Source organism: Ensifer sp. 1H6 (assembly GCF_001976035.1).
In the GTDB taxonomy this organism is placed as follows: domain Bacteria; phylum Pseudomonadota; class Alphaproteobacteria; order Rhizobiales; family Rhizobiaceae; genus Ensifer; species Ensifer canadensis.
The window spans coordinates 188,852-213,695 of record NZ_MOAI01000001.1 but is presented as its reverse complement, the minus strand read 5'-3'; the positions used below and the strand labels follow the sequence as shown (position 1 = coordinate 213,695).

The 24,844-nt window shown below is 60.5% G+C and carries 25 protein-coding genes and 1 other annotated feature; of the genes, 19 read left to right on the top strand and 6 right to left on the bottom strand.

What is annotated here, in order from left to right; translation table 11 throughout:
• The first annotated feature begins 5 nt into the window (after window positions 1-5).
• The 6 genes from BKP54_RS00950 to BKP54_RS00925 are packed head-to-tail and all read left to right on the top strand — an operon-like array spanning window position 6 to window position 5,797.
• The gene (locus tag BKP54_RS00950; protein WP_025430287.1) at window positions 6-953 is read left to right on the top strand and encodes a sugar ABC transporter permease; all 948 of its coding nucleotides are present in this window, start codon (window positions 6-8) and stop codon (window positions 951-953) included.
• Window positions 950-1,891 (top strand): carbohydrate ABC transporter permease, encoded by a 942-nt coding sequence (locus BKP54_RS00945; RefSeq protein ID WP_025430286.1) that lies wholly within the window; start codon window positions 950-952, stop codon window positions 1,889-1,891. Before BKP54_RS00950 ends, BKP54_RS00945 begins: the two co-directional genes overlap by 4 nt.
• Window positions 1,888-2,076: a hypothetical protein gene (locus tag BKP54_RS00940; protein WP_025430285.1), complete on the top strand. Its 189-nt coding sequence runs from the start codon at window positions 1,888-1,890 to the stop codon at window positions 2,074-2,076. The genes BKP54_RS00945 and BKP54_RS00940 overlap by 4 nt, the downstream gene beginning before the upstream one ends.
• Before the next feature lie 3 nt (window positions 2,077-2,079).
• Window positions 2,080-3,177 (top strand): ABC transporter ATP-binding protein, encoded by a 1,098-nt coding sequence (locus BKP54_RS00935; protein WP_084814025.1) that lies wholly within the window; start codon window positions 2,080-2,082, stop codon window positions 3,175-3,177.
• Window positions 3,170-4,165 (top strand): ABC transporter ATP-binding protein, encoded by a 996-nt coding sequence (locus tag BKP54_RS00930; protein WP_084814024.1) that lies wholly within the window; start codon window positions 3,170-3,172, stop codon window positions 4,163-4,165. Before BKP54_RS00935 ends, BKP54_RS00930 begins: the two co-directional genes overlap by 8 nt.
• Before the next feature lie 12 nt (window positions 4,166-4,177).
• Entirely contained in the window at window positions 4,178-5,797 is a 1,620-nt protein-coding gene (locus BKP54_RS00925) for a dihydroxyacetone kinase subunit DhaK (protein ID WP_084814023.1), read from the top strand.
• Between the two features lie 291 nt (window positions 5,798-6,088).
• Here BKP54_RS00925 and BKP54_RS00920 read toward each other — a convergent pair whose 3' ends face one another.
• Window positions 6,089-6,979 carry a LysR family transcriptional regulator gene (locus BKP54_RS00920; protein ID WP_025430281.1) on the bottom strand — a complete coding sequence of 297 codons (891 nt, stop codon included), beginning with the start codon at window positions 6,977-6,979 and terminating at the stop codon, window positions 6,089-6,091.
• Window positions 6,980-7,180: 201 nt separating this feature from the next.
• On the opposite strand from BKP54_RS00920, the gene BKP54_RS00915 reads away from it, so the two are divergent.
• From BKP54_RS00915 to BKP54_RS00905, 3 genes are read left to right on the top strand one after another with little or no spacing between them, the layout of a single operon-like run.
• Window positions 7,181-8,338: an aldo/keto reductase gene (locus tag BKP54_RS00915; protein WP_084814022.1), complete on the top strand. Its 1,158-nt coding sequence runs from the start codon at window positions 7,181-7,183 to the stop codon at window positions 8,336-8,338.
• Between the two features lie 10 nt (window positions 8,339-8,348).
• Complete coding sequence (locus BKP54_RS00910) at window positions 8,349-9,338, top strand: aldo/keto reductase (RefSeq protein ID WP_084814021.1); 990 nt, start codon at window positions 8,349-8,351, stop codon at window positions 9,336-9,338.
• A gap of 59 nt (window positions 9,339-9,397) precedes the next feature.
• Window positions 9,398-9,940, top strand: coding sequence for a flavodoxin (locus BKP54_RS00905; protein ID WP_084814020.1), 543 nt, complete (start codon window positions 9,398-9,400; stop codon window positions 9,938-9,940).
• A 170-nt stretch (window positions 9,941-10,110) separates the two neighbouring features.
• Here BKP54_RS00905 and BKP54_RS00900 read toward each other — a convergent pair whose 3' ends face one another.
• On the bottom strand, window positions 10,111-11,577 hold the full coding sequence (locus BKP54_RS00900) for a SulP family inorganic anion transporter (RefSeq protein WP_084814019.1): 1,467 nt from the start codon (window positions 11,575-11,577) through the stop codon (window positions 10,111-10,113).
• 71 nt (window positions 11,578-11,648) lie between these two features.
• Window positions 11,649-11,704 (bottom strand) — a sequence feature (sul1 is cis-regulatory element that is thought to sense ions involved in sulfur or methionine metabolism; They are found in Alphaproteobacteria).
• Between the two features lie 15 nt (window positions 11,705-11,719).
• Between BKP54_RS00900 and BKP54_RS35700 the strand changes: the two genes are divergently transcribed.
• Window positions 11,720-11,881: a hypothetical protein gene (locus BKP54_RS35700; protein WP_158071661.1), complete on the top strand. Its 162-nt coding sequence runs from the start codon at window positions 11,720-11,722 to the stop codon at window positions 11,879-11,881.
• 139 nt (window positions 11,882-12,020) lie between these two features.
• On the opposite strand, the gene BKP54_RS00895 is transcribed toward BKP54_RS35700, so the two are convergent.
• Both BKP54_RS00895 and BKP54_RS00890 read right to left on the bottom strand, forming a co-directional pair.
• The gene (locus tag BKP54_RS00895) at window positions 12,021-12,317 is read right to left on the bottom strand and encodes a PRC-barrel domain-containing protein (protein WP_082523550.1); all 297 of its coding nucleotides are present in this window, start codon (window positions 12,315-12,317) and stop codon (window positions 12,021-12,023) included.
• 181 nt (window positions 12,318-12,498) lie between these two features.
• Window positions 12,499-12,747: a hypothetical protein gene (locus BKP54_RS00890; RefSeq protein WP_084814018.1), complete on the bottom strand. Its 249-nt coding sequence runs from the start codon at window positions 12,745-12,747 to the stop codon at window positions 12,499-12,501.
• A 510-nt stretch (window positions 12,748-13,257) separates the two neighbouring features.
• Here BKP54_RS00890 and BKP54_RS00880 point away from each other — a divergent pair.
• Window positions 13,258-13,503 carry a hypothetical protein gene (locus BKP54_RS00880; protein ID WP_084814252.1) on the top strand — a complete coding sequence of 82 codons (246 nt, stop codon included), beginning with the start codon at window positions 13,258-13,260 and terminating at the stop codon, window positions 13,501-13,503.
• Window positions 13,504-14,021: 518 nt separating this feature from the next.
• Here the strand turns inward: BKP54_RS00880 and BKP54_RS36250 are convergent.
• Complete coding sequence (locus tag BKP54_RS36250; protein WP_143347934.1) at window positions 14,022-14,573, bottom strand: hypothetical protein; 552 nt, start codon at window positions 14,571-14,573, stop codon at window positions 14,022-14,024.
• Between the two features lie 123 nt (window positions 14,574-14,696).
• Window positions 14,697-15,731, bottom strand: a complete 1,035-nt coding sequence (locus BKP54_RS00875) for an AraC family transcriptional regulator (protein ID WP_084814016.1) — start codon at window positions 15,729-15,731, stop codon at window positions 14,697-14,699.
• Window positions 15,732-15,893: 162 nt separating this feature from the next.
• Here BKP54_RS00875 and BKP54_RS00870 point away from each other — a divergent pair, with 162 nt between their 5' ends.
• The 8 genes from BKP54_RS00870 to BKP54_RS00835 all read left to right on the top strand — a co-directional run bounded on the left by BKP54_RS00870 (window position 15,894) and on the right by BKP54_RS00835 (window position 24,809).
• Complete coding sequence (locus BKP54_RS00870; protein ID WP_158071660.1) at window positions 15,894-16,760, top strand: sugar phosphate isomerase/epimerase; 867 nt, start codon at window positions 15,894-15,896, stop codon at window positions 16,758-16,760.
• 7 nt (window positions 16,761-16,767) lie between these two features.
• Window positions 16,768-17,616: a sugar phosphate isomerase/epimerase family protein gene (locus BKP54_RS00865; RefSeq protein WP_025430270.1), complete on the top strand. Its 849-nt coding sequence runs from the start codon at window positions 16,768-16,770 to the stop codon at window positions 17,614-17,616.
• A complete protein-coding gene (locus BKP54_RS00860; protein WP_084814251.1) occupies window positions 17,613-19,127 on the top strand; it encodes a sugar ABC transporter ATP-binding protein in 1,515 nt (504 codons plus the stop codon). The genes BKP54_RS00865 and BKP54_RS00860 overlap by 4 nt, the downstream gene beginning before the upstream one ends.
• Window positions 19,124-20,104 (top strand): ABC transporter permease, encoded by a 981-nt coding sequence (locus BKP54_RS00855; protein ID WP_084814015.1) that lies wholly within the window; start codon window positions 19,124-19,126, stop codon window positions 20,102-20,104. The genes BKP54_RS00860 and BKP54_RS00855 overlap by 4 nt, the downstream gene beginning before the upstream one ends.
• Window positions 20,101-21,102 (top strand): ABC transporter permease, encoded by a 1,002-nt coding sequence (locus tag BKP54_RS00850; protein WP_025430267.1) that lies wholly within the window; start codon window positions 20,101-20,103, stop codon window positions 21,100-21,102. The genes BKP54_RS00855 and BKP54_RS00850 overlap by 4 nt, the downstream gene beginning before the upstream one ends.
• 62 nt (window positions 21,103-21,164) lie before the next feature.
• Complete coding sequence (locus BKP54_RS00845; protein WP_057207178.1) at window positions 21,165-22,289, top strand: ABC transporter substrate-binding protein; 1,125 nt, start codon at window positions 21,165-21,167, stop codon at window positions 22,287-22,289.
• A 633-nt stretch (window positions 22,290-22,922) separates the two neighbouring features.
• Entirely contained in the window at window positions 22,923-23,750 is an 828-nt protein-coding gene (locus tag BKP54_RS00840) for a phosphogluconate dehydrogenase C-terminal domain-containing protein (RefSeq protein WP_084814014.1), read from the top strand.
• Between the two features lie 117 nt (window positions 23,751-23,867).
• The gene (locus BKP54_RS00835; RefSeq protein WP_025430264.1) at window positions 23,868-24,809 is read left to right on the top strand and encodes a D-ribose ABC transporter substrate-binding protein; all 942 of its coding nucleotides are present in this window, start codon (window positions 23,868-23,870) and stop codon (window positions 24,807-24,809) included.
• Window positions 24,810-24,844: the final 35 nt, after the last annotated feature.

The following is a 24,844-nucleotide window of genomic DNA, read 5'->3' as shown; positions in this document are numbered from 1 at the left end:
CTACTATGCTCGATTCATCGATCGAACGGGCGGCACGCGCAACGCCACCAGTCGTTGCCAAACGCATCCAAGGGCTCTCAGATCGGGCCATTGCCTGGCTTTTCGTGGCACCGTCGATCTTCCTGTTGCTCGCCGTCAACATCTTTCCGTTGATTTGGACAATCCGGCTGAGCTTTACCAATTTTCGGGTCAATCGGCCGAATGCCGAGGTCAGTTTCGTCGGGCTCAAGAACTACATCAATATCCTGACAGACTCGGACGTCTGGTTGACGATGCAGGCGACGGCCCATTTCCTGATCTGGACGATCGTCCTCCAGGTTCTGATTGGCTTCGCGCTGGCCTATCTGATCAACAAGAAATTTCGCGGCAACGACATGTGGACGACGATCATCGTGCTGCCGATGATGTTGAGCCCGGCGGTTGTCGGCAACTTCTGGACATTTCTCTACCAGCCGCAGATCGGCCTGTTCAATTACGCCGTGGGGTTCTTGACTGGAGCCGACCCGTCCGCCTTTTCGATGATCGGCGACGTGCCGCTGGCACCGTGGGCCATCGTAATCGTCGATACCTGGATGTGGACGCCTTTCGTCATGCTGATTTGCTTGGCGGGGCTACGGTCCATCCCTGGCAGCATCTATGAAGCGGCGGAATGCGACCGGGCCAGCAAATGGCGGCAGTTCTGGACGATCACAATTCCCCTGGTCCTTCCGTTTCTGATGCTGGCGATCCTCTTCCGCGGCATTGAAAACTTCAAGATGTTCGACCTTGTGGTGCAACTGACGGGCGGCGGTCCCGGGTCGACCACTGAGCTGACGTCCATCAACCTGAAGCGCGAAGCCTTCGAAAAATGGCGCACGGGGTATGCCTCCGCCTACGCGGTCATCCTCTTCGTGACGGTCTTCGGTCTCGCATCGATCTACGTCAAAGCCCTGAACAAGGTGAAACAGAGATGAGCAGCTATTCCGTAACAGAACCTTCGGGTCGCCAGAAATTGTTCGCGGGAACGCTTGTGGTCCTTTACGCCCTGATCACGATCCTGCCGCTCCTGTGGATCATCGGAACAAGCTTCAAGTCGCCCTCCGATGCCATCGCCTATCCGCCCAAAACGTTCTTTTCGCCAACCCTCGAAGGATATGTGAACCTCTTCACCACCCGCACGCGGGCAACGGAAGAGGATGTCAAAGCCCTTGGGGAACCGACGACCTGGTACGACCGCATCGTGCGCAAGGATGGCTTTATCATCGCCGGCCCATCGCGTTTCATGGAACGGTTCTGGAATTCGATCATCATCGGCTTCGGTTCGACGGTGCTGTGCATAGTCTTGGGCACTGCCGCGGCCTACGCCTTCTCCCGCTTCAAGGTACCGCTCAAGGATGACCTGCTGTTCTTCATCCTGTCGACGCGCATGATGCCACCGATTGCCGTGGCGATCCCGATCTTCCTGATGTTCCGCTCGCTTGGCCTCAACGACACCCATCTCGGCATGATCCTGCTCTACACCGCGGTCAACCTGTCGCTGGCGGTCTGGCTGCTTAAGGGCTTTATCGACGAAATCCCGATCGAATACGAGGAAGCGGCGCTGATCGATGGCTACACCCGCTTTCAGGCCTTTTACAAGGTCGTCCTTCCGCAAGCCATGACCGGCATTGCCTCGACAGCGATCTTCTGCCTGATCTTCGCCTGGAACGAATATGCCTTCGCCGTTCTTTTGACCTCGGGCACAGCCCAGACGGCACCACCCTTCATTCCCACGATCATCGGCGTCGGCGGCCAGGACTGGCCGGCCGTGGCCGCGGGTGCAACGTTGTTTCTCGTTCCCGTCATGATTTTCACGATTGTCCTTCGCAAACACCTGTTGCGTGGCATCACATTCGGAGCCGTTCGCAAATGACCGAATTTATCAAAGGGTTGCGCGGGTTCCGGCGCGGCGCATGGGAAATGGTCGCTTCGATCCTCATCGCGCTCGGGGTGTTCATGCTGATGCAGCCGTTCGCACTGTCGATGTTTTCCTACTCGTTCATCGTGACCCTGGTGGGCACTGTCATGTTCATCATCGTCAGCCATTTTCCGGAGTAACCCATGGCACAGATCAGAATTCAGAATGTGCGCAAGGAGTTCGGAGCATTCACTGCCGTCGAGTCCTCCTCGTTCACAGTGGAGGACGGTGAATTCTTCATGCTGCTGGGACCATCGGGTTGCGGCAAGACGACAACGTTGCGAATGATGGCCGGTCTGGAACTGCCGACCAGCGGTGAAATCTTCATCGATGGCGAAGAAGTCGGCATGAAGCCGGCAAGCCAGCGCGACATCGCCTTCGTCTTCCAGATGTTCGCCCTCTATCCGCATATGAATGTACGCAAGAACATTTCCTACCCTCTGCTGAGCCAGGGCATGCCGCGGGCCGAGGTCAAGGCACGCGTGGAAGATGTGGCGCGCATCCTCAAGATCGAGACGATCCTTGACCGCCCGGTCGGCGGATTGTCGGGCGGCGACCGCCAGCGTGTCGCCCTCGGCCGTGCTATCGTGCGCCGCCCAAAGGCGTTTTTCATGGACGAGCCTCTTGGCGCGCTCGATGCGGAGTTCCGCGAGCATATGGCCGAGGAACTGCGTGCACTTCACGACCGGATCGGTGCGACCACTGTCTACGTCACCCACGACCAGCTGGAAGCCATGCAGATGGGCGACAAGATCGTGGTGATGAACCACGGCGTCGTTGAGCAGTTCGGCAAACCGCAGGAAATCTATGACTGGCCGGCAACCAAATTCGTGGCAAAATTCATCGGTTCTCCGGCCATGAACTTCTTCGATTTTGACGGCATGATCGATGCCGGCGGCACTGTCGTCGAGCTTTCGGGGAAGAAGGTCGATGTTCCGTCATCGCGGCAAGGGGCCAAGGGCAAGCTGACAATGGGGGTGAGGCCCGAGCACATCCGCTTTTCCGATTCCTCTGAGTATCGCGGCAGAGTGCTTGCCACGGAATATCTCGGCACCACGCAGATCATTACGCTGGCGACGCCGAACGGCGAGGTCAAGGCGCGTGCGTCCTCGAGGCAGGCTGTCAGATCCGGGGAAGTCATCGGTCTTGAGTTCGATCCCGCCACCCTGACGATATTTGAGGGCGTGAAAGGGCAGGCGCTTCTGTCCGAAGCCAATGAGGGAGTGTTGCGCCATGGCTGACGTCGTTCTTGAAAACGTGACGAAGAAGTTTGGCAATCATACAGCGCTCGACAACGTGTCGCTGACGATACCGAACGGTTCCTTCGTCGTTCTCCTCGGGCCGACGGGCGCCGGAAAAACCACGACGCTGCGCATGGTGTCCGGTCTCGATCGCCCCGATAGCGGCAATATCTATTTCGGCGGCCACTCAGTCGAGGGACATTCACCGGCGCAGCGCAACGTCGCCATGGTGTTTCAGCAGTATTCGCTCTATCCGCATCTGACGGTGCGGCAGAACCTTGAATTCCCGTTGAAATCGCCGCTATTGAAGACGCCACGCGAGGCGATTGACCGCAAGGTCAATGCGATCGCCGAGGTTCTGCAGATCTCCCACAAACTCGACAACAAGGCGACGGCGCTCTCGGGCGGCGAAATGCAGCGTGTCTCCATTGGCCGCGCGCTCGTTCGCACGCCGCAGATCTATCTCATGGACGAGCCTTTGAGCTCGCTCGACGCCAAGCTCAGGGCCGATTTGCGCGTCGAGCTGAAGAATATCCAGGCCAAGTCCGGCGCCACGCTGCTTTATGTCACCCACGATCAGATCGAGGCAATGACAATGGCAACGCATATCGGCGTGCTTCACGAAGGCCGGCTGGTGCAGTTCGGCGCCCCGCGTGAAGTCTACGAGCATCCGGTGAGCATCTATGCGGCAACAAAGCTCGGCCAGCCCCGCATCAACATTATTCCCGCCGACACTTTTCCCGGCGCACCATCCAGAGCGGCGCACATCGGCTTGCGGCCCGAGCACATTACACAGGGCAGCGGCCAGGAGGCATTGGTCCGGCGGGTCGAGCATCTTGGTGACCAGACCCGTCTTCATCTGTCCTTCAAGAAAAACGACCTCATCACCGTCACCGACGCCCACACCAGGCTGAAAAGTGGCGACACCGTGAAAATTCAGCCGGACAAGCCGCTCTATTTCGACGCGGCCGGCATGCGCTTAGCTTAGAGGAAGGATCACATGGCACAATTCATCAACAAGAGGGAAGACGTCGTCACCGAGGCGATCGACGGCCTGCTGGCGATAAGCGGCGGCTCGCTGGCACGACTCGACGGCTACCCGCATATTCGCGTGGTTCTGCGCAATGATTGGGACAAGTCCAAGGTGGCGCTGGTCTCCGGCGGCGGGGCAGGGCACGAGCCTGCGCATGCGGGCTTCGTCGGGGCGGGCATGTTGACCGCTGCCGTCTGTGGCGACGTCTTTGCCTCACCCAGTGTCGACGCCGTTCTTGCCGGCATTCTCGCGGTCACCGGTCCAGCCGGCTGCCTTCTGATCGTCAAGAATTATACCGGTGACCGACTGAACTTCGGTCTCGCCGCCGAACGCGCCCGTGCCTTCGGCCTCAATGTCAGTATGGTCATCATCGGCGATGACGTGGCATTGCCCGAATTGCCGCAAGCACGCGGTGTTGCAGGCACTCTCTTCGTTCACAAGATTGCAGGAGCATTGGCCGAGGCCGGTGCGGATCTGGAAACGGTAACGGCAGCTGCCCGGCGTGTGGCCGCCGGATCGAAAAGCATCGGCATGTCCCTTGATACATGTACGGTTCCTGGATCCCCAAAGGAGGACCGCATTCCGGCCCACATGGCCGAACTTGGGCTTGGCATCCATGGGGAGGCCGGTGTCGAGCAAGTCGACTTCATCGACGCTCGACTGGCCATGGAAGCGGCCGTAAGCAAACTTGCAGCGGCCATGGAGGATAGATCCTATGTGGCGCTCATCAACAATCTGGGCGGCACCTCGACGCTGGAAATGTCGGTACTAGCGCACGAACTGATCACGTCCTCGATCGGAGCGCGGATTTCGCACATCGTCGGTCCCGCGTCGATGATGACCTCTCTCGACATGCATGGTTTTTCGGTGTCCGTCTATCCAGCTGACGAAGCGGAAATAGCGGCGCTGAGCGCACCGGTTTCCATGGCGGCATGGCCCGGCGTGTCAACGGTCAAACCGGTCATCGTCAACATGCTGCCCGACGGCTTGACGCCAATTGCGCCGCTGTCGTCCGAACACAGGGAGACACGCGAGTTCATTGTCAAATGCTGCCGGATCCTGGTTGCAGCCGAGGAAGACCTGAATGCGCTGGATGCCAAGTCGGGCGATGGCGATACCGGCTCGACACTGGCTGGCGCCGCACGCGCCCTGATCAATGCGATCGACCGGCTGCCGCTCTCCGATCATACCCAACTCTACCGGGCGATCGGCCAGGAACTCAGCCAGACGATGGGCGGATCGTCGGGCGTGCTGCTGGCGATTTTCTTCGCCGCGGCTGGCGACGCTGCATCGAGCGGCCTTCCCATGCGCGATGCGCTGAAGGCAGGACTTGCCCGGATGCAGGAAATCGGCGGCGCGCGTCTCGGTGACCGCACCATGGTTGACGCGCTTTCCCCGGCTCTCGACGCACTCAGCGACGGTGTCCGTTCGGCCGCTCTGGCGGCTCGGGAAGGGGCCAACCTGACGGCGACGCTCCTCAAGGCCAATGCCGGTCGCGCAGCTTATATCAACGCGCGACAACTGGAGGGCCATGTCGATCCGGGCGCGGAGGCCGTCGCCCGGCTGTTCGAACACCTGGCGGCGTGATGCTCGAGCGCATCTGCGTTGCAGGTTGCGCTCGCCCAGATCCATGCCGAGGCGGTACTGCGCCGCCTTGGCAGCGGAGATATCGCCCTTGATGGCAACCAAATCCTTGCCGGCTGAGTGCCGAGCGACGGTGGATCCTGCACCGGAAAGGCCTTGGTGCGCCGCACCGGGCCACTTACCTTTGCTACTCTGTCGCGGGCTTCTTCGCTCACTGCCTCGCCATTGCCGGGCTCCGCATGTGCCTGACGCACTACATTGTGACGTGGGCTTAAGGCATCAAGCGCAGTCCGTTCAGCTGCCGCGATACCGCAGAACGTCCACCAATAATGCGAGAGCAGGCGATTGCTGCCGACGGCTCGGATAATACAGATGATAGCCGGGGAAGGAGGGGCACCAATCCTCCAAAACGCGCACCAGCCGCCCCTCGGCAACATGAGCGAGTACTTGGTCTTCGGGCATATAGGCGACGCCAAGTCCGTCCAAGGCCGAGGACAATCGCATGCTCAGGCTATTGAACACGAGTTGCCCCTCTCCACGCACTTTCACCTCGCGTCCGTCCTTTTCCAGCCCCCATGGAAATAGCCCGCCATAGGTCGGGAGACGGATGTTGATGCAGGTGTGGGCGGTCAGGTCCTGCGGGGTTTGTGGAAGCGGATGCCGCTCGAAATAGGCTGGCGACGCCACGACCGCCATGCGCATATTGGGGCCAATGCGCACTGCAATCATATCCTTGGCGACCTGCTCGCCCATGCGCACCCCGGCATCATAGCCTTCGGCGACGATATCGGTGAGGCCGTAGTCGACGATGATTTCCACCGCGATGTCGGGATAATCAGGGAGAAATCGTTTGAGCGCGGGCTGAAGGATCGAGATCGCGGGATGTTCACCGGCCGTGAGGCGAACCGTCCCGGCCGGCTTGTCCCGAAGCTCACCCAAAGCGACCAATTCGGCTTCGATCTCTTCGAAGCGCGGCGCGACCGTTCGCAGCAGGCGCTCGCCGGCTTCCGTCGACGAGACGCTGCGCGTCGTGCGGGTCAAAAGCCGCAGACCCAGTCGCTCCTCGAGATTGCGCATGGTCTGGCTGAGTGCCGACGGCGATACGCCAAGTTTTGCAGCAGCCCGCGTGAAGCTTTTCTCCCTGGCGATAACCGCAAAGGCGGCGAGATCGTTGAAGTTTTCCATCTGGATTTGTTAGCTCATCTAAAAGGTTCATGCGGATTATGGCATCTAATCGCCATCGGCGTCACGCGCTACCTTGGAACTCAATGGTGCGGGCAGTCGGACACTCGGATCTCTTCCAGCTTCTTCCGGCTGACTCGGCCCCGAAACACGACGGTCGATGGGTAACGGTCTGCAAACCGATCACAGGGAAGGACGAAAGACATGACGAATGAGGACACAACGACAATCGGCCGTCGAGGCTTCCTCGGCGCGGCGGGAAGTCTTGCGCTGGCTCCCCTGCTCGCCGGTGCGAGTTCGCCGGCCTTTGCACAGGCAGGGACCGCGGACAGCTCTGCCTCAGTCCAGTCGAGCGATCGGCGAAAGCTTGGAACGTTGGAAGTCTCAAGCGTCGGCCTTGGTGTTCAGAACATGGGCCGGACCTATCAGACGACGATCCCTTCTCGGCTGGAGATGATTAACATCATCCGCGTGGCCCATGAGGGCGGCGTCACCTTTTTTGATACCGCCGAGGCCTATGGCCCGCATGAGTGCGAGCGGATTCTTGGCGAAGCCATCGAACCGTTCCGAGATAACGTCGTGATCACCTCGAAATTCGGATGGAACATCGACCTCAAAACCGGCGAGCGTCGTCCCGGCCTCAACAGTCGTCCGGATCACATCAAGCTTGTGGTCGACGGCATGCTCAAGCGTCTGCGCACGGACCGCATCGACCTTCTCTACCAGCACCGCGTCGATCCGGAAGTTCCGATCGAGGATGTCGCAGATGTAGTCAAGGACCTCATGGACCAGGGCAAGGTCCGGCACTGGGGCCTTTCCGAAATGGGGATTAACACATTGCGCCGCGCTCACGCCGCACTTCCCGTGTCGGCCGTCCAGAGCGAGTATTCGATGCTGTGGCGTGGGCCTGAAGATCAAGTGCTTTCGGTCTGCGAGGAACTCGGCATCGGTTTCGTTCCATGGAGCCCGCTTGGTGTCGGTTTCTTGACGGGTGCAATCGACGCGCGGACGCGTTTTGCCCAGGGCGACATCCGCGGGATCGAATCGCGTTTCTCGCCGGAAAACCTGCCGGCGAACCTGGCGCTTGTGACATTGTTGAATAACTGGGCTGACCGGAAGCAGGCGACCCGGGCTCAAATTGCACTTGCGTGGCTGTTGGCGCAAAAGCCGTGGATCGTACCGATCCCTGGGACGACACAGATGCCGCACCTGCTTGAGAACATCGGCGCCACGTCGATCAGCTTCAGCGCCGAAGAAGCCAAGGAGCTCAATCACGCTGTCTCCGCCATAAAGGTGCGCGGCCAGCGCTTGCCCGATGCCGTTCTGGCCTACTCGGCCGTCGAGGCACCTGAGAAGAAGTAAGGGATAAACAATGAAACACAGATATCTCGGAAATCTTGAAGTGTCGGCCCTAGGCCTTGGCTGCATGGGTATGACGGGCGTCTACGGCTCCGCTGGGGATAGGAGTGAGATGATCCAGCTCATCCACGACGCGCACGACCTGGGCGTGACGCTTTTCGACACGGCAGAAGCCTATGGACCTTTGACCAACGAGGAGTTGCTGGGGGAGGCGCTTCGACCGATCCGCGACAAGGTTGTCATTGCCACGAAGTTCGGCTTCGACATAGACCTTGAGACCGGCGCGCGCAGCGGCGGCACCAACAGCCGTCCCGAACATGTCAAGGCGGTGGCGGAGGCGGCGTTGAAGCGGCTGAAAACAGATCGCATCGACCTCTTCTATCAGCACCGTGTCGATCCGGCCGTGCCGATCGAAGACGTGGCCGGCGCCGTCAAGCAGCTTATCGCCGAAGGCAAGGTCAAGCACTTCGGTCTCTCGGAGGCCGGCGTCCAGACCATCCGCCGCGCCCATGCAGTCCAGCCCGTGACCGCGGTGCAGAGCGAATTCTCGCTGTTCTGGCGCGCACCGGAGGCCGAGCTTCTGCCAGCGCTCGAGCAACTTGGCATCGGCTTTGTTCCCTTCAGCCCGCTCGGCGCCGGTTTCCTCACCGGCAAGATAGACGAGAACACGGCTTTTGATCCGACGGATTTCCGCAACCATGTGCCGCGGTTCACACCCGAAGCGCGCAAGGCGAACATGGCGCTGGTGAGCGTGGTCAAGGCTGTGGCCGATCGCAAGGGTGCTACGCGGGCGCAAGTCGCGCTTGCCTGGCTGCTCGCGAAGAAACCCTGGATCGTACCGATTCCCGGCACCACCAAGCTCCATCGTGTGGAAGAAAACCTTGAAAGTGCCGATCTGGAAATGACGCCTAATGATCTTGCCGAGATTGATGCCGAGGTCTCCAAAATCGAGGTCCGTGGCGAGCGTCTTCCCGAAGCATCGCTCAAGATGACCGGGCTTTAATCAAAGGCAGGTGAACCGTCGTGACTGATTTCGGCAAGCCGACCCGGAGGGGCCTTCTCATGGCGCCGCTGTTCCTCACCCTTGCGGCGGGCAGCGCGTCCGCCACCGTGGCCCAACAGGGCAAGAAGCCGCTCGTGGCGGTGTTTTCGCGCAGCGGAAACACGCGGGTTGTCGCCCGGCAGGTCCGCCGTGCCCTGGGCGCAGATCTATTCGAGATCGAGCCGGAACAACCGTATCCCGACGACTATTTCGAGACGGTCGCGCAGGCGCAATCGGAACGCGACCAAGGCTATAAGCCGCCCTTGAGGGCGACGGTGGACAACGTCGCCAGCTATGCCACGATCTTCCTCGGTTTTCCGATCTGGGGCATGACGGCGCCTCCGGTGATACGGTCGTTTCTTTCCGCGCATGACCTATCGGGCAAAACCATTGCGCCACTCATCACCCATGGCGGTTACGGGCTTGGCGATAGCCTGTCGGTCCTCGCAACGCACGCGCCGACCGTGAACCTGGTCGAGGGCTTCTCCATGCAGGCGCCGCAGGAACGACAGACGATTGAAAGGGTGACAGACTGGCTCGACCGCTTGGGTGCCCCCAAGTGAGGTCGGATTTTTGCCCGAGATACTGGTTCTGGTGCCGGCCGCCAGGTCGGCTTCGGCCACAAAAGCGTGACGATTGTGATGGCCGCTGTTGGCCGACAGAACCTTAACAAGAGCTGGCCATGGTCCTTGGCGTCCATGGCCAGCTCTTGTTGAGGATCAAATAATCTGGATCAGACCTCTTTAAGCTTCATCGCCCCATTCAGGCTCCCGATCAACGTGGCACTCGCCTCGTTCAGGCCCAGGATATCTACGGCGATACCATGCGCCTTGTAACGTCCCACCACCTTGTCCAGAGCATCGACGGCGGTGATGTCCCAGAAGTGCGCCTGTGACACGTCGATAAGAACAGCCATGCCGCTAGCCTCTTCTATATCGAACGCCTCGACGAAAATGTCGGCCGAAGCGAAGAACACCTGGCCCGACACGCGATATGTCAAGCGCCCTGCAGCAGCGTCGGCCACGCTTTCCACCCGCAAGAGGCGCGCGACTTTGAACGTGAAGAAGACGCCGCTTAGAAGGACGCCCACTGTCACGCCGAGTGCCAGGTTCGAGGTAGACACCGTGACGAGGACGGTCGCGATCATGACCGCGCTCGACACCTTTGGGTGAACGATCACACTGCGCAGTGAACGCCAGTCGAACGTGTCGATCGATACCATAACCATGATGGCCACCAGTGCTGCGACCGGAACCTGAGACACCCATGGCTTAAGCAAGACCATCAGCACCAGCAGGAATGCCCCGGCAAACAGCGTGGATAGTCGGCCGCGTCCGCCGTACTTCACGTTGCTGATGGTCTGGCCGATCATGCCGCAGCCTGCGATCCCGCCGAACAGGCTTGCCGCGGCATTTGCAATGCCGAGGCCCGTGCACTCCCTGTTCTTCGAACTCGGTGTTCCCGTCAGATCATCCACCACACTGGCCGTCATCATAGATTCAAGCAGGCCGACCATGGCGATGGCGAGCGCCGGCCCTGCGATAATCCTCAGGGTTTCCAGTGTCAGGGGAACGGTGGGCCAGCCAAAGATCGGAAGAGAGTCAGGCAACTTGCCGAGATCGGCAATGGTCATCACCGGGAGTTGTAACGAGATCGATACCAGGGTCAGAACCAAAATACAGATCAACGGCGATGGGATCGCCGTGGTGACCCTTGGGGCAAGGTAGATGACCGCAAGTCCTGCCGCCAGCATGCTGTAGGCAAGCCCGTCGCCGCCAATGATGTGCGGTAGCTGGGCTCCAAAGATCAGGATCGCAAGCGCGTTGACGAAGCCTGTGCGGACAGATTTCGAAACGAAACGCATGAGAACGCCGAGCCGAAGGAGCCCAAACACTATCTGGAAGATGCCCGCGAGCAATCCGGCGGCAAAGAGATAGGGCAGCCCATGCGCGTGGACGAGGGGTGCTGCGACGAGCGCGACCGATCCTGCCGCAGCGGAAATCATGGCAGGACGCCCGCCCGTGAAAGCTATGACAATGCCGATGATGAAGGAGGCGAATAGGCCGACCTGAGGATCGACGCCGGCGACGAAAGAAAAGGCGATGACCTCGGGGATCAAGGCGAACGTCGCGACGGCCCCGGCGAGCATTTCGCGCATAGGGGCGGCGGACCAATCCCGACGGATGGAGGAAAATTGCATCTGATGTGTTCTCGCAAAGCATGGCGAACGCGCTCGATCGAGCGGTTTCTGAAGTTGGCATGCAGGTTTTGCGTGGTCTGGCGGATCGGCGGCCAGAAGAGCCACCCGGAGTTTCACCGGGTCCGTGGTGAGTGATTTTTTTATGACCTCATTTATTCCGCAATGCAACATGCAACGGAGCCTGCCGCGCATCGTTTTGGAGCTGCCGACCATGCTGGCTGTCGATGACCTCTGGTTCATCGCCGCTCAAGGCGTGAGTTTTGTGGCGGTCGGCGACATACGTTGCATCCGGCTATCTTCGTAGCGGACTTACCGTAGCTCCGTGAGGGAGTCCGCCAATGTGCGCACGTTGAACGAATGTGATCAGATCGGAGATATTCGCCGTCTGCGGTGCTTTTGACCACAGTCGGAGGAAGCCCGGCACATAGGCCGGGCTACAGTGGCTAATGGCGATGCTCGGGCATCTCCTTAAGCTGATCCTTGGTCCATGTCGTGATAGCGTGGACGTCGCCGTCCTCATCCCGCATGAAATCGAGATCGGTAAGGGGAACCGCGACCGGCTTGGCGCCTATGCCGAGGAAGCCGCCGACGTCAATGATAACGCTGCTGCCGGCGCCCGCTCCATGCACATGATCAACTTTGCCGACCTTATGGTCATCCGCTCCGTAAACTGTCGCACCTTCCAGGACCGCGGGCGTGAGTTCTGTGGCTGCGAGGCGGACGTGATTAGTGTGATCCATCTTCGTTTCTCCTTTGAAATGAACTGGTGAAACCTAATTGGAAGGAAAGTGTTCCATTCGAGCGCGATTGGTACTCTGCGTCTGAGTGCGATGGCGTGCCGCGCTTAACCCGCCGAGACCGGCGGACAGCGGCAAACAGACGCTGCTATCCACTACAGCGTTCCAAGCGCCAGCGCGCCTCCTACCGCCAATAGCCCTGCCTAGTGTCGTCGATCGACGATCGCCCCATAATGTAGCCGATCGCGAAGGCAAGGGCGCCGATCGTAAGCACCAAACCCGTTGCGGTATGTGGGTGGTCCGCGGCCGCAGCAGCCACAGCACTGGTTTCGCGCTTCACCACATCTCCCGCTGTCTTTGCTACTTTGCGAACGCCAGTAGGTGGTTCGGTGGGTGTGCCAGTGAAGCCGGTTGTAAGGTCATTCTTTGCCATGGAGTTTCTCCTTGTTGGTGTGAAGGAGGAACTGACAATGGGGTGGGGAGGTTCCACAAATGGCCGACCGGCCCTTATCAATAGCGGTGCCTTGTCTGCGTAGGGCTGCGGCGCACCCGAAAAGCCGGATTTTCGATTGAGAAGTTTTGGAACGATTTTCCGAACACGGGGTTCATATTTCAGGCGTTCTGTGACGTCACCATCTTCGGTTTGAGGAATGCAATGATTGATCCTCCAAATCAGCCCCCAGGCACATCCGAGCGGAAGGTCGAGCTCGACCAGGCGGTTGACTACGCGGTGCAGCTCCTTGTCGAAGAAGCCCACTTGGTCGGATGGGGCCGTGTAGAATTTCTGACGGCTATTTTGGACGCAACCAGTGCCCGACTTGCCGCGGTGGAAGAAGAAACAGAGCTAGAGGCCGGCGGCGTCACATTGCCAAGGACCGCATACCCGACCGATTAGAGAATGCGCTTTTTCTCAATGGCCGACGAGCCGCAAGAAAGGTCGAAAATGACGATTGCGATTGAGGAAGATCCGCAGGCATGGCGCGAGGATCTTCGACTGCGACTTGAGGGGTTGGTAGACCTGTTCGTCGTGGCGGGCATTCAGCAGGAAGATGTTTTCGCCGCCATCCTTGAGGATGTCGATGGTCTGCGCAGCGCCTTGATCCGCGATCCAGACCCCGCAGACGACGACACAGCGAAGACCACTATTGATGAACCTTCAAACGATTGGCCTGCGGCCGAGGGAAGGTAATCGTCGTGTTTTCTAGGGTTCACCGGGTCGCGGATGGGGCTTTTCCTCGTTGTCTGCTGCCACTCATTTTGGTGGTCGAGGATGAGTATCTGATCCCTATTTGGCTGCATATGGCGTAGGTCATAGCCCAAACGGACAGCTTGTTTCGGAAAACCCGTCGTCCTATAAAACTGGTATACGCGCATCTGTCGAGCATGAGATAACTCCACGCTGGCAATCGCGCACTGCTTTCGACTCTTGACCACGGATGTACTGGCACTAGTCTTGGAAGCGACAAAAAAGAAGGTCGGAGCCAGCGCGCCCCGGCCTTTTTTGTTGGGCCCGATGCTTATATTTACTCCGACGCATGCGCCTCTATTGAGCGGGCGCCGTTGTCGAGGGCTGCGCACTCGTCGGTTCGGTGGTGGTCGCTGGCGGCGTCGCTGTTTCAGTCGTCGTCTTTCCCGGAAGCAGGAAGACAATTGCAAGGATGATGACGACGACCCATGTTTTGACCTCCCAAGCTTAGTGGCTTGAGCCTACTCGCCACTTCGAACCCGTTCGATATAGCGCTTCCTGTCTTCCTCGGTCGCACTAGCCGACATGTCCTGTCCGAGTTCGGCCCTTTGAGATAGCGGGAGCCATGGTCGATTAGGGTTCTCTCTAACCCATAGCTGTCTGGCACGTCTTTCAATTTCAGCGTCTTCCAACGTCTCCTCCTTCGATTTGAGTTCGAGTACCGCAGGGCCAGGCTCTTGCACGACTGACCTTGAATCCTTTGCAGACCAGCGGGCAACCCGAAGTATCCTGGCCTGATAAGGATCTACGTAGTGCAGACACTCGATTGCTTCGATAGGCCGCCGTCGTCGCAAGGCCGTTGAGGCGGAATTTGACGTTGTCGTCAGCTCGCAGGCAGTCAAAGCTACGACCTGACCAAACTCGTGCATCTGGATCGGCGCGGCAACGGGAAGGCTGTTCGCAAATTCCTGGCGTGGATCCAGGGCCAGGTGTGATTGCAGCCGAAGACGAGGACCAACCGGATAGGAAAAAAAAACGTCCCGCAACCGGTTTGATTCGTCGCTGATGGTCATTCCTGGCCATGTCCGCGTAACGCTCGAGACGCCGGTCCTTCCAAGGCTCTCTTTGCGCATAGCGCCGGCGCCCCTGTGCCAACCAGATCTTCGTTCGGTAGGGGGATGCCTCCTGACGGAAGCTCAGCTGGTCATCATCGTCTGCTGTCGCGGCGTCTCAATGGGCGAGAAGCCGAAGCGCTTCTTGTAGCAGGTGGCAAAATATTGGCTCGAGGAGAAGCCGCAGTCATAAGCAACGTTGGTGACGGACTGCTGGCCACTTTCGAGCAGTTGGCGCGCCGCGTTCAGGCGCAACATCTGCAAGTAGCGCACAGGCGTCATGTTGGTCAGCACCTGGCAATGCTGGGTGAACTGGGTGCGCGAGAGATTGCATTCGACAGCCATGTTCTCCAGGGTCCAGTCTTCATCAAGCGCATGCCTCAAGCGCTTGAGGAAAATCTCGACCGTGCGCTTGGAACTTGCGAGTGCCAGATCCAGCACCGGCGCCTGGCTTTCCAGCATTTGGCGGAACTGGAGCAGCATCATCGAGATCAGCAGGCGCAGGCGCGCTTCACCGCCATGGATGTCACGGCTCGCCACCACCTCGTGAATTTCCATGAAGGTGCGCGCGACTTCGCGCGAGGCGAGATAGGAAATCTGCTCGTTCTTGGACAGAAGCTCGCTCAGCCGCTTGCGATCCCGTTCCGGCCAGCCGATCCAATCGGGCCAGAGCCAGGTTTCATGCGGGCGGCGCACGCCCATGTCCATCAGCACCCAGACGATATGGCTTGCGCCGATATTGGGGTCGCCGAGCGCATGCAATTGCCACGGCCGGACGACGAACATCTGGCCTTCGCTGAGCGTGGTCTTGCGGCCGTCCATCGTAATGGTGAGAGAGCCGCGTGCGAGATAGGCGATCTTGACGCCTTCGTTGCAATGTTCGCGCAGACCCCAGTCCTGCGGGTTCGTCGCATCCCAACCGCCAACGGAACAGACCTGCGGCAAGGCGTGGCCGAGGTCGATGCCCGGATAGCCGCGTCGTGTCCATGCGTTGAGCGAGACTTGTCCGGCAAGAGACGCCTTCATGAGGTCCTGGCAGTTCCCGGCATAGAGCAGGGCACCCGGCTCACGGAAAACCGCCGGCCGGCCGACGGCTCGCTCATTGTTGACTTTGCTCATCGCTCTCCCCCGCCGATGTTCAAAATTTACCAGTCCTCTATTTCGAACGCGGACGCTCCTTTATTGCGCAATGCTGCGTCATCATCAAGCGGCAAACGGAGGCGCTTGGTGATTTGTCGTTGAAACTCAACGGCATGGAGGAGAATCAGGGAGGATTTGCCGGTGCGGATAGGTTTCCACACGGACGCGTTCAACTCGGCCTATTGGTCGTTCGAAAAATGCTTGCAGTGGGCGAGCGACAACGATGTGCACTTCATCGAGTGTGGCCTGATAGACGGGGTCAGCTGGATTCATGGTCTCGGCTACCAGCCGCATGTCGCGCTTTACGAGGATCCCGCACTACTGCGTCGGAAGATGGATCGCTACGGCGTGCGCTTCTCCCAGGTCGATGCCGCCTATCCGCTTTCCGGCGAAGATGGCCCGTTGCGCGGCGTGCCTTACGTGCTGAAATCGATTGCCTGGGCCGCGCAGGCCGGCAGCCCTTGCGTCGATACGACCGACGGGCTCCATATGCCGCCGGGGCTGAGCGAAGAAGAATCGATGGCGCTCATGAAGCGCAGCTACGAGAAGATCATCGAGGTCGCGGAAGCGCACGAAATCATCGTCAATATCGAGCCGCACGGGCATTTCACCACGCGCCCCGAATTCATGGAGCGCATGCTTGCCTTCGTCGATTCCCGATGGTTGCGCATGAACATGGACACCGGCAACACCTTCATCGCCGGTCAGGAGCCGACGGAGTTTCTGCCGCGCTTCGTCGACAAGGTCAGCCACGTTCACGTCAAGGATGTTTCGCAATCGCTCGCCGCTGCGGTTCGTGGCGGGCAGACCGGCATCGCGGTCAGCCATTGCGCGCTCGGCGATGGTGTCAATGCCGACAACATCAAGGCCTGCCTCGCGATACTGCGCGATCACGGCTACGACGGCGTGCTCAGCCTGGAATGCGAGGGAGCCGCCGGCCCGATGATCGAGAAATCCCTGTCTTGGATTCGCGCGACCTGCCGCGACCTCGGCATCAAGCTACACTGAGCGCGCCATGAACCTGGGCATCAACCTTCTCTGTCTGACTGACTTCGTCGAGGACAGGCACCTGGCCAGCATCGGACGGCTGCGCGACCTCGGTTATGACGGGGTCGAGGTCCCGGTCCTTAAAGGTGCCGTCAGCCACTATGAGCGCCTGGGCAAGGAGCTCGACACGCTCGGCATCGGCCGATCGACCACGTCGATCGTTCCGACGCCGGACGCCAACCCGGTCAGTTGTGACGCGGACGTACGAGCGCGCGGCCTTGCCCATCTCGACTGGGCCCTGGATTGCGCCATCGCCCTTGGGGCCGAAAGTATGGGTGGGCCCTTCCATGCACCGATCGGGTTCTTCACCGGGGTCGGGGCCAGCGAGGACGAGCTCAAATACGGCGCCGACGCACATCGGGCACTGGCGGAGCGGGCTGCGGCAAACGGTATGCATCTGAGCCTCGAGCCCCTCAATCGCTTCGAGACCTATTACCTGAACACCATGGAGCAGGCCCGCTCCTATGTGGACCGGGTTGGGCATCCAGCCTTCAAAATCATGTACGACACCTTTCATGCCAACGTCGAAGAGCGTCGGCCGGAGGCGGCCATTCGCCTGATCGGCAGCGACATCGGCGTCTTTCACGTCTCCGAGAACGATCGTGGCATCCCGGGACGGGGACACATAGACTTCGCCGCAATGTTCAAGATCTTGAAGGAGATCGGTTATGACGGCTGGCTGACCCTTGAAGCATTCGGCGCCGGACTTCCAGCAATCGCGACGGCAACCCGCGTCTGGCGGCCGCTGTTTCCCGATTTCGAGACGCTCTTTTCCGAAAGCGCGACGTTCATTCGCAAGACATGGGCACAAGCATGACCATTCCTTCTCCCGCAATCGAGATGCGCGGCATCACCAAGAATTTTCCCGGCGTCAAAGCGCTGAAAGGTGTGAGCTTCGTTGCCTATCCGGGTGAGGTCCACGCACTGGCCGGCGAGAACGGCGCCGGCAAGTCTACGCTGATGAAGATCCTCTCCGGCGTCTACCGACTGGATGGCGGCGCCGTCGTCGTGGGCGGAGAGGAGCGACATTTCACTCATCCGCTCGATGCGATCCGCGCCGGCATCGCGGTGATCTACCAGGAATTCTCGCTACTGCCCGAGCGCACCGTGGCGCAGAACATCTTTCTCGGCCGCGAGCCGACGCGGTTCGGCCTCGTCAACCACGGGGCGATGAACCAGGAGGCGCGACGCGTGCTCTCGCTGTTCGGCTCGTCGCATCGGATCGAACCCGACACGGTTGTCGCCGACCTCGATGTCGCAAGCCAGCAACTGGTCGAGATCGCCAAGGCGGTGTCGCTCGATGCACGGGTGATCGTGATGGACGAGCCGACCGCCGCCCTCAACGAGGCGGAATGCGAGGTGCTGTTCGGTCTCGTCGACACTCTGAAGAATAGGGGTGTGGCGATCATCTACATCACGCACCGCATGCGCGAGATCACGCGGCTTGCCGATCGGGTGACTGTGCTGAAGGACGGCGAAACGGCAGCGAGCTTCGACGAAGTGCCGGAGCCCGATGTAATCGTACGCGCCATGGTCGGGCGCGATATCGGCGATTTCTATGCGGCGCCAGCGACGTCGCAGGAGATTGGTGACGCCGTGCTCTCCGTGTGCAATGCCGGCAACGAGCGGCTGAAGAACATTTCCTTCGAACTTCGCGCCGGCGAGATCGTCGGTTTTGCCGGATTGCAGGGGGCAGGGCGCGTTGCGCTCGCCCGGGCGATTTTCGGCTTTTCGCCCTTCATCAGGGGCGAGGTGATGCTTGCCGGCAAGCCGGCGCGGTTCACCAACCCGCGCGACGCCATCCGCGCAGGCATCGGCCTTTTGCCGGGCGATCGCAAGGCCGAAGGGCTGGTGCTCATGCAGTCGGTCACGGACAATGGCATGCTGACGGCAAGGGCGCTGTCGGCGCTCGCTGGCAAGGCTGATGCGACCGTGTTCGCCTCCACTGAGGAGATTTATAGGCTGCTGCAGGACCTCGACGTGCGCGCGGGCAGCTTTTCCCAGGAAATCAAGGCGCTCTCCGGCGGAAACCAGCAGAAGGCAATTGTCGCGCGCTGGCTGGCACTGGCGCCACGCTTGCTGATCTTCATCGAACCGACCCGCGGCATCGACGTCAACGCCAAGGCCGGCATCTACCACCTCATGCGCGATCTCGCCCGCAAGGGTACGGCGATCATGATGATTTCGTCCGACCTGCCGGAGGTGCTCGGTGCTGCCGACCGCATCCTCGTTATGCGCGCCGGCGAACTGGTGGCAGCGTTCCAGCGCGGCGTGTCGGAAGCCGATGTCATGCTCGCTGCAACCGGCGAAGAGGCGGTGGCGGCATGAACACGGCGATCTTCACCAAACGCCCCACTTCGCGCACTGAGCGCTATTCGCCGGCCCTGCTGCTCACTGCCGCGCTTCTGACCTACATCGCTATCGCGCTCAGCCTTGGTTTGACGCGGTTCCTGACACCGGAAGCGGCGATCTCCATCCTCAACCGCTCCATCGCGCTCGGCATGACCGCTGTCGGCCAGACCTTCGCCATTCTCGTCGGCTCGATAGACCTGTCGGTGGCGCATCTCATTTCCGCGTCGGCGGTGGTCTCGTCGGCGATCATGAACGGTGATCCGGCGATGATGGTGCCTGCCGTCCTCGCGGTGCTGCTGATGGGTGTTCTGGTCGGCACGTTGAACGGGCTGCTGATTATCAGGCTGGAGGTCAATCCGCTCATCGCGACGCTGGGCATGGCGCTCATCATTCAGGGTTGCCTTGCTTCCTTCCACGGCAAGTTCGCAGGTTCGGTCCCGGATGCGTTCCAGTTCTTCGCCTATGGCACTGTGCTGGAATTGCCATTCAGCCTCATCGTGCTGGCGCTGGTCGTTCTTGCTGCCTGGGTCCTGCTGCGGTTCACTCGCTTCGGGTCCAACATCTACTCAGTCGGCGGCAATCGCGACACCGCGCGTGCAGCGGGCATCAAGACGGGCCGGGTGGTGATGGCGAGCCATATCATCTGCAGCCTGTGTGCGTCACTGGCGGGCCTCTATCTCGCAAGTCGCCTGAAGTCCGGTTCGCCCTGGATCGGCACGGAGGGTGCATACGACCTGGAATCGATCGCCGTCGTGGTCATCGGCGGGACGATCCTCTCCGGCGGCAAAGGCGGGATCTGGGGCACCGTCGCGGGCGTCATCATCTTCTCGCTGATCGACTCCATCTTTAATCTCACCGGCGTCGACGCCTTCGCCAAGCAGGTGATGCGCGGCATCATCATTGTCGCAGCCGTCGCCTTCTACGCCGTGCGCTCGAAGAGGATAGTGGCATGATTCAGCAAACCATCGGCTCTGCAGAGACGCCCGGCACCTCGAGAAGCGGCCGCTTCCCGAAGATCAATCCCGTCTTCTTCGTGCTTGCAGCCCTGCTCGTCGCCATCACGCTGTCGAACCCGAACTTCGTCGAGCCCCCCGGATACATGAATTTCCTGAAGCGTGCCGCGCCGCTGGCGATCCTCGCCGCCGGCCAGATCTATGTCATCGTCTCTGGTGGATTCGATCTATCCGTTGGCTCGCTGATCACGCTAACGGTGGTCGGTTCATCGATGCTGCTCAACAACAGTGCCGATGCGACATGGTGGGTGATCCCGGTCATGTACGCCGTTGGGCTTGCTGTCGGCGTGATCAACGGTCTCGTCGTCAGCTTTCTGAGGGTCCCCTCGCTGATTGCCACACTCGGCATGATGATTACTCTGAACGGTGCAGCCTTCATGTGGTCGAGCGGATCGCCGCGCGGCTACCTGCCCGAGACTTTCCGCTTCTTCGGGCGCGTCAATATCCAGGGCATTCCGCTCATTCAGTTCCTGCCGGTTGCGCTGCTGGTGCTGCTTGCGGTCGGCATATGCCTGTTCTGGCTCATGCATCGCACCAATCTCGGCCGCATGCTGCATGCGATCGGCGACAATCCGCGGGCGGCGCAGATGTCGGGCGTCCCGCTCGAGCGGGTTCGCATCACCGCCTTCGTCGTGTCGTCGCTGAGCGCCGTGACGGCCGGCATTCTGCTCGGCGGTTTTGCGGGCGTTTCGACAGATGTCGGCGTCGGCTACGAGCTGCAGGCGATCACGGCTTGCGTCATCGGTGGCGCGCAGCTTCTGGGCGGGCGTGGCTCGGTGCCCGCGTCGATCGCCGGCGCGTTGACGCTGACTGCGATCTTCACGCTGCTCAATTTCATTGGCTTGCCGAAACCGGTGCGCGATGTCGTGCAGGGCGTGATCCTGATCGTCGCCGTCGTGCTTGCCACCTATCGGCGCAACCGCGCCGGCGGGACCTGAGTTTCGTCGGCCGAAGGGCCGTCGGGAGGAACTGAAAAATCATGATCAAATGGGAGTGAGACATGAAAAGACTGCTGACCGCCACCCTTTCGGCTGCCCTCATCGCCAGCACCGCGCAGGCCCAACAGCTGAACTTCGACGATCCTGCCGAGTTCGCCAGGCAGCGCGAGCTCTTGACGGCCAAGGCCAACGGTCCGGGTGGGGAGCCGTGGGCGCAATATTACGGTGACCAAATGGCCGACACCGCAAAGTTCAAGAAGGATGGTCCCTACACGATCTGCTTCTCGAACGCCGGGGTCAACAATGCCTGGCGCGTGACCGGCTGGACGAACATGCAGGCTGAAGTGAAGCTCCATCCGGAAATCAAGGAGCTCATCCATGTCGATGCCGAAGGCTCCGACGACAAGCAGATCTCCGACATCGACGATCTGATCAATGGCGGCAAATGCTCGGCTCTGATCGTCTCGCCGAACACGACCGCGGCGCTGACCCCGGCCGTCGAGAAGGCCTGTGCCAAGCTGCCCGTCATCGTCTTCGATCGCGGCGTCAACACAAAATGCCCGGTCACTTTCATCCACCCGGTCGGCGGTTATGGCTTCGGCATCCAGGCCGGCGAATTCGTGGCGGCCAATGCGCCGGCCGGCGCCAACGTGCTGATGCTGCGCATCGTGCCCGGCGTCGACGTACTGGAGACCCGTGCGTCCGCCGCCAAGCACATCTTCAAGGAAAAGGGGCTGAACGTCATCGGCGAGGAGTTCACCGAGGGCGACAACGCCAAGACCAAGTCGATCGTCGAGGACTATCTGCAGCGCGGCACGATCGACGCGGTCTGGATGGATGCCGGCGCCACCGCCGTTGCAGCGCTGGAGGCTTTCGAAGACTCCGGTCTGCCCCTGCCTGTTATCACCGGGGAGGACCAGCAGGACTTTCTGATGAAATGGAAGGCCGAAGGCTTCAAGGCGATTGCGCCGACCTACCCGACCTATCAGTGGCGCACGCCCATCATTGCGGCCGTGAACGTGCTGAAGGGTGAACCGGTCCCGGGTCCGGAATGGGTGATGCCGCAGCCGGCGATCACAGCCGAGACGCTCGACCAGTACGTCAACGACAAGATGCCGCCGCTACATCATGCCATGTGCGGCTGCGAAAAGCTGCCCGACTATCCGGCAGCATGGGGTGGTCAGTAAGAAGAAGAGGGGCTGCGCGACAGCGCGGCCCCTTCCGTCGTCTCCCTCGCTGGACCGGTCCATAGAGCCGACGTTCCTCGGCCCGCGAATTGCCGGGTACAGGCCGACCGGAAATCTGAACGAGGCCATACCATCATAGCGCTGGCCGGTTACAGAGCGAAAAGGTGACGCCTTTTGCGCCCAGCCTGTCAATGTCACCAACGCCAGCCCCTTTGCTATAACCTCCGCGTCGCCGAAGGCCGATGCCACGTTGGTTGCGTCCGTCCTCACGACGACTTGTCCCAGCTGTTTCAGGTCAAGCCACGCTCCGCCAGGCGACGGCCGCCGAGTACGCCTGCGTTCTTCGGTGAGCAGTTGCGGATCAGCCCAGAGGGTTTCAGTGCTTTGGTAGTCGAACGTCTGTGATGCGGCCCCTCTTGTGGGCAGGCCTTGTGCAGGCAGATGCCTCTACCCGGCTTGCAATCGAGCCGTCCTATTGCCGGCGCGGTTTCGCAGATCTCGATAACATGTATCTTATGATACCTGTTGACATGTTATACCAGTTGAGAAATATAGACCTACGCCGGGATCGGCGGAGGAACGTTTCGGCTGGACGAGATTGGCTCCGGTCACTTGCATTTAGGGAGGTCTTCGATGACATCGATCGCGCTGTTCGGTGCCGGTGGCAAAATGGGCTATCGGCTCGCCAAGAATCTGAAGGGTTCGCGCTTCGATGTCCGGCATGTCGAAGTGAGCGACACCGGCAAGGCGCGCCTTTCGAAGGATCTCGGCATCGCCTGCGTTTCCGCCGATGAGGGCCTAGATGGTGCCGATGTCGTCATTCTTGCGGTTCCGGATACTGCGATCGGCAAGGTCGCGGCCGGCATTGCCGGCAGGCTGAAGCCGGGCATGATGGTCGTGGCGCTCGATGCCGCGGCCCCATTTGCCGGCCATTTGCCCGAGCGCGCGGACCTTACCTATTTCGTCACGCATCCCTGCCATCCGCCGATCTTCAATGACGAGACGGATCCAGCGGCCAAGCGCGATTTCTTTGGCGGCATCGCGGCCAAGCAGCACATCGTTTCCGCTCTGATGCAGGGTCCGGAAAGTGCCTATGCGCTCGGCGAAGAGATCGCCAAGGTCATCTGGGCGCCGGTCATGCGCTCGCACCGCGTCACCGTCGAGCAGATGGCGCTGCTGGAGCCGGGCCTGTCCGAAACGGTCTGCGCTTCGCTGCTCGTCGTTATGCGCGAAGCAATGGACGAATGCGTGCGCCGCGGCGTTGCCAAGGAGGCTGCCCGCGACTTCCTGCTCGGCCACATGAACGTGCTCGGCGCCGTGATCTTCGAGGAGACACCGGGCGTCTTCTCCGATGCCTGCAACAAGGCGATCGAGTTCGGAAAGCCCGTGCTCATGAAGGACGACTGGAAGCGCGTGTTCGAGCCCGCGGAAATCGCCGCGAGCATCCAGCGCATCACCTGATTTACGGCGGGCTTGGTCCGCGCTGACGGCGCCACGCGCCGGCAAAGAATCGCACCGGGAGGCCATTTTCAATGGGGGGATGGCCGAAGGAGACCGGGGCTAACTGGGAGGAGAAACATGAACATTACCCGTAGACTGATCACTATCGGTTTTGCTGCCGTCATGGCGGCTGGCGTTGCCATGCCGTCGTTTGCTGCCGATCTCATCGCGATCATCACGCCGAGCCACGACAACCCGTTCTTCAAGGCGGAAGCCGTAGGCGCGGAAGCCAAGGCCAAGGAGCTCGGCTACGAGACACTGGTTCTCGTTCATGACGACGACGCCAACAAGCAGTCGCAACTCATCGATACGGCAATCGGCCGCGGCGCCAAGGCGATCATCCTCGACAATGCCGGCTCGGAAGCCTCGATCGCCGCCGTAAAGAAGGCCAAGGATGCGGGCATCCCCTCCTTCCTGATCGACCGTGAAATCAACGCCACGGGCGTCGCTGTTTCCCAGATCGTCTCGAACAACTACCAGGGCGCGCAGCTTGGTGCCGAAGAGTTCGTCAAGCTGATGGGCGAGAAGGGTAACTATGTCGAGCTGCTCGGCCGCGAAGCCGACCTCAATGCCGGCATCCGCTCCAAGGGCTATCACGACGTCATGGACGAATATACGGACATGAAGATGGTCGCCCAGCAGTCGGCCAACTGGAGCCAGACCGAAGGCTACTCCAAGATGGAGACCATCCTTCAGGCCAATCCGGACATCCAGGGCGTGATCGCCGGCAACGACACGATGGCAATGGGCGCGATCGCGGCTCTGCAGGCTGCCGGTCGCAAGGACGTTATCGTCGTCGGTTTCGACGGGTCGAACGATGTGCGCGACTCGATCAAGGCGGGCGGCATCAAGGCAACTGTCATGCAGCCGGCCTATGCCCAGGCCCAGCTCGCCGTTACCCAGGCGCATGAGTACATCACGACCGGCAAGGCGCCGGCCGAAGAAAAGCAGCTGATGGACTGCGTGCTGATCACAGCGGACAACGCCGGCAAGCTCGAAACCTTCGCGCTCTCCGAATAATCCTCTCGCAATGGCGCGAGGCAGGGGAAAACCCT

What these genes read in the sequence shown, in the direction of transcription:
- BKP54_RS00930 (WP_084814024.1), top strand. Translation starts at nt 3,170, where the DNA reads ATGGCTGACGTCGTTCTTGAAAACGTGACGAAGAAGTTTGGCAATCAT.
- BKP54_RS00925 (WP_084814023.1), top strand. Translation starts at nt 4,178, where the DNA reads ATGGCACAATTCATCAACAAGAGGGAAGACGTCGTCACCGAGGCGATC.
- BKP54_RS00895 (WP_082523550.1), bottom strand. Translation starts at nt 12,317, where the DNA reads ATGGATCACACTAATCACGTCCGCCTCGCAGCCACAGAACTCACGCCC.
- BKP54_RS00890 (WP_084814018.1), bottom strand. Translation starts at nt 12,747, where the DNA reads ATGGCAAAGAATGACCTTACAACCGGCTTCACTGGCACACCCACCGAA.
- BKP54_RS00945 (WP_025430286.1), top strand. Translation starts at nt 950, where the DNA reads ATGAGCAGCTATTCCGTAACAGAACCTTCGGGTCGCCAGAAATTGTTC.
- BKP54_RS00845 (WP_057207178.1), top strand. Translation starts at nt 21,165, where the DNA reads ATGAAAAGACTGCTGACCGCCACCCTTTCGGCTGCCCTCATCGCCAGC.
- BKP54_RS00910 (WP_084814021.1), top strand. Translation starts at nt 8,349, where the DNA reads ATGAAACACAGATATCTCGGAAATCTTGAAGTGTCGGCCCTAGGCCTT.
- BKP54_RS00840 (WP_084814014.1), top strand. Translation starts at nt 22,923, where the DNA reads ATGACATCGATCGCGCTGTTCGGTGCCGGTGGCAAAATGGGCTATCGG.
- BKP54_RS00850 (WP_025430267.1), top strand. Translation starts at nt 20,101, where the DNA reads ATGATTCAGCAAACCATCGGCTCTGCAGAGACGCCCGGCACCTCGAGA.
- BKP54_RS00855 (WP_084814015.1), top strand. Translation starts at nt 19,124, where the DNA reads ATGAACACGGCGATCTTCACCAAACGCCCCACTTCGCGCACTGAGCGC.
- BKP54_RS00920 (WP_025430281.1), bottom strand. Translation starts at nt 6,979, where the DNA reads ATGGAAAACTTCAACGATCTCGCCGCCTTTGCGGTTATCGCCAGGGAG.
- BKP54_RS35700 (WP_158071661.1), top strand. Translation starts at nt 11,720, where the DNA reads ATGACCTCATTTATTCCGCAATGCAACATGCAACGGAGCCTGCCGCGC.
- BKP54_RS00875 (WP_084814016.1), bottom strand. Translation starts at nt 15,731, where the DNA reads ATGAGCAAAGTCAACAATGAGCGAGCCGTCGGCCGGCCGGCGGTTTTC.
- BKP54_RS00950 (WP_025430287.1), top strand. Translation starts at nt 6, where the DNA reads ATGCTCGATTCATCGATCGAACGGGCGGCACGCGCAACGCCACCAGTC.
- BKP54_RS00900 (WP_084814019.1), bottom strand. Translation starts at nt 11,577, where the DNA reads ATGCAATTTTCCTCCATCCGTCGGGATTGGTCCGCCGCCCCTATGCGC.
- BKP54_RS00880 (WP_084814252.1), top strand. Translation starts at nt 13,258, where the DNA reads ATGACGATTGCGATTGAGGAAGATCCGCAGGCATGGCGCGAGGATCTT.
- BKP54_RS00835 (WP_025430264.1), top strand. Translation starts at nt 23,868, where the DNA reads ATGAACATTACCCGTAGACTGATCACTATCGGTTTTGCTGCCGTCATG.
- BKP54_RS00865 (WP_025430270.1), top strand. Translation starts at nt 16,768, where the DNA reads ATGAACCTGGGCATCAACCTTCTCTGTCTGACTGACTTCGTCGAGGAC.
- BKP54_RS00860 (WP_084814251.1), top strand. Translation starts at nt 17,613, where the DNA reads ATGACCATTCCTTCTCCCGCAATCGAGATGCGCGGCATCACCAAGAAT.
- BKP54_RS00905 (WP_084814020.1), top strand. Translation starts at nt 9,398, where the DNA reads ATGGCGCCGCTGTTCCTCACCCTTGCGGCGGGCAGCGCGTCCGCCACC.
- BKP54_RS00940 (WP_025430285.1), top strand. Translation starts at nt 1,888, where the DNA reads ATGACCGAATTTATCAAAGGGTTGCGCGGGTTCCGGCGCGGCGCATGG.
- BKP54_RS00935 (WP_084814025.1), top strand. Translation starts at nt 2,080, where the DNA reads ATGGCACAGATCAGAATTCAGAATGTGCGCAAGGAGTTCGGAGCATTC.
- BKP54_RS36250 (WP_143347934.1), bottom strand. Translation starts at nt 14,573, where the DNA reads ATGACCATCAGCGACGAATCAAACCGGTTGCGGGACGTTTTTTTTTCC.
- BKP54_RS00915 (WP_084814022.1), top strand. Translation starts at nt 7,181, where the DNA reads ATGACGAATGAGGACACAACGACAATCGGCCGTCGAGGCTTCCTCGGC.